Annotated in this window: 2 protein-coding genes; both read right to left on the bottom strand. The window is 63.5% G+C overall.

Annotation, left to right across the window (positions count from 1 at the left end):
• Window positions 1-1,670: toprim domain-containing protein (locus ACYVDE_RS19925; protein WP_460503285.1), on the bottom strand; the 1,670-nt coding region annotated here is incomplete at its 3' end.
• Between the two features lie 104 nt (window positions 1,671-1,774).
• A partial coding sequence (locus ACYVDE_RS19920; RefSeq protein WP_460503284.1) for a DUF3945 domain-containing protein occupies window positions 1,775-2,585 on the bottom strand: 811 nt, incomplete at its 5' end.

The raw sequence follows: 2,585 nt of genomic DNA, 5'->3' as shown, positions 1-2,585 counted from the left end.
ACGGTGGCCCGGGGGTTGGCCGCCAGCGCGTCCAGCGCGGCGCTGATGGCGGGCAGCTGCGGCGAATCGGGCCGGTAGCGCAGGGTAAGCTCGGTGGCAATTTCCCGGGCCACGGGCGTTTCCCGCTTGATGGCGTGGTCAATGGTCAGCCCCACACGCTCCAGATTATCGCGCAACTGCGGTAGCTGGGCCATAGCGTCGCGGCTCTCGCGAAACTCAACCACCAGCAGTCGCTCCCCGTTGGCACGGGCTACCGCCTGTACCTCGTGCTGCCGGGCTATTTTACCCTGGCCGACGATGGGCGCGTTATTCCAATGCTCCTGCCCGAAACCGTGCTGGTCCTCATCAATACCGCCCAACTCCCGACGCGCCACCTGTTGCAGTTGGTCCTGCTTAAGGTCCTGGTTCCAGTCCTTGCCCTGACTCTTCACAATCTCCACCCGGTGCTCAAAAGCCAGCGCCTTGCTGGCCGCCTCATTAAAAGCCCCCAGCGCTTCGCGGCTCATCGGCACGTGGAACTGGTAGGTGTGGGCTCCCAGCTTATTGGAGTGAATCAGCTCGTCGCGCAGGGTCTGGCTGCTGGCCGGAGTGCCCGGCTCCCCGTTTTCCTGGGCGTACTGCCGGGTAGCCTGGTCGTTGTAGCTTTTAAGCTGCTGGCTCAGCGCCTGCACGCCAGCCGGGTGGGCCGTCGTGATTTCGACGGTCAGCCGGTGCTCATGTTCCCGCACCACTTTCATCGGGTTCTGCTCGCTAGCCAGGCCCGCCAGCAGCCGGGTGTCGAAGTGGTGACCCTGGGTATCGTTGTCAAACGCGGCCCGGATGGCCGGGATATGCTCCTCGCTGAGCAGCCGCTTCAGCTCGAAAATCTTGTTCTGGGTGAGCGTGCCAGCCGTCGAAGCATACAGGGCTCTCTCACCGGGGTGCAGCTGCGCGTAGGAAAGCGTGTCAAGGGCCGATTCGCTGACCACCAGCACCGCCACCGGCCGGCCCTCGGGCAGCTTGCTCAGCCACAGCGAGCGGGTGAACTGACTCTCGGGCGCCTGGCCCTTGAAGCCTTCGCCTTTCAACTCCAGCCCCACGACCCGACCCTCGTGGTAGGCCGGGAAAGCCGTGTTGACGTAGGTTTTGGCCGGCATTCCCTCCTTCTGCACCGTGTAGAGCTGGTTGAGGATGCTGCCCGCGAATTGCGGGTTGGCTATCGTGCTTTTCGTAATACCGCGCCCTTCCAGGTAGGCCGTGTTTTCGAGCGGCCGGCAATGCTGGGTATAGATGCTGTGGAATTTCTCCCCTGGCGCGGTTTCCACGATGGGCGGCAAATCGAGCCGGGACCGCTGCGCCTCGGGCAGGTTCAGGTAGGCGCGGAAGTGGTCGTTGACCGCCTGCCAGAGGTTGCGGCCCGGCAGCGGGCCAAGGCCGGCAATGCGTTCGGAGCTGACCCGGTTCTTCATCCAGTCGATGACGCTGCCCTTGTCGCGGTCGTCCTGGGCGTTGAAATACATCCAGTCGCCGCCCCGGCCTTTAAAAACCACCAGTGTATCATCGCCCTCGAAAACGTGCCATTTGCCTTTGCCCAGGTGCTCCCCTTTTCGGAGGGTATAGCCGAAGTGGCTCAGCAGTTCGGGCAGCTCAACCTGCTCCTTAATCTTCTGGAAAGTGAGTTCGTGTTCCATGGCAGAGCGGAATAATTTGAAGAATGAAAGGCAGAAAAAAGAAGCCCGGAAGTAGTCTTCCGGGCTTTCAGGGCGAGAAATTGATGATTTGGGGGGAAGCCCGGCTAGTGGCGGGGGCCCCGGATTTTTACCTGGGGCGCTTCGGCCTTCACGGGAGCCGGGACCACGGTCGGGGTGGTGGCTTTCACCGTCTGCTCGGCCCGTGGGGCTTGGCGCTGGCCCAGCTCGTGGGCGGCCGGTTTCACCTCGATGCAGGCCTTGGCGGCATTTACCTGCACGGTGCCGTCGAACTTCTGCCCGCCGTTGCCGCTGGCCATGTTGGCCAGCGCCACCACCTTGCCTTCGCGCAGGTCGTGGCTCTGCTCGGGCGTGAGCTTGACGCCGGCTACGGTGTCGTGCAGGGTCACTTTGCTTTCGGGCAGCACCACTACCTTGTTCATGGCCTTGTCCACGGCCACGTAGCCGTTGAACTCGCGGCCCTGCTCGTCCTTGAGGCCCCGAATCAGGCCGGCGTTGCCCTCGGTTTCGAGCCGTTGGCGCTGTTCGGGCGTGAAGGGCTGCCCGCCAATCTCATTGGGAATGACCAGCTTTTCCTGGGGCAATTCCATTTTGAGCGTGGCCGTGCCGTCAGCCTCGCGGTGGAGCACCATCTTGCCCTCGAACTTCACGGGCTCCTGCCCTTCCTTGCTCGCTACCTGCATGGGCAACAGGTCAGTTTTCTCGCCGCTGAGCAGCTTTTGCAGCTGTCCGCTGCCCGTTAGCTCAGCCAGGTTCAGCCCGAGGGAGGCCAGCACTTTCTGCGGCACTTCGTCGGCTTTGAATAATGTCGCCGCCGGGGCAGGCTCCGCGACGGTCTGGCGGGCGGCCTCCACGCCGGGTTCAGCAGCCACGGCCGGTGCCTTGACATCCGGAGCC

This window comes from Hymenobacter agri (genome assembly GCF_054778495.1).
This window is presented reverse-complemented; position numbering and strand designations above follow the sequence as displayed.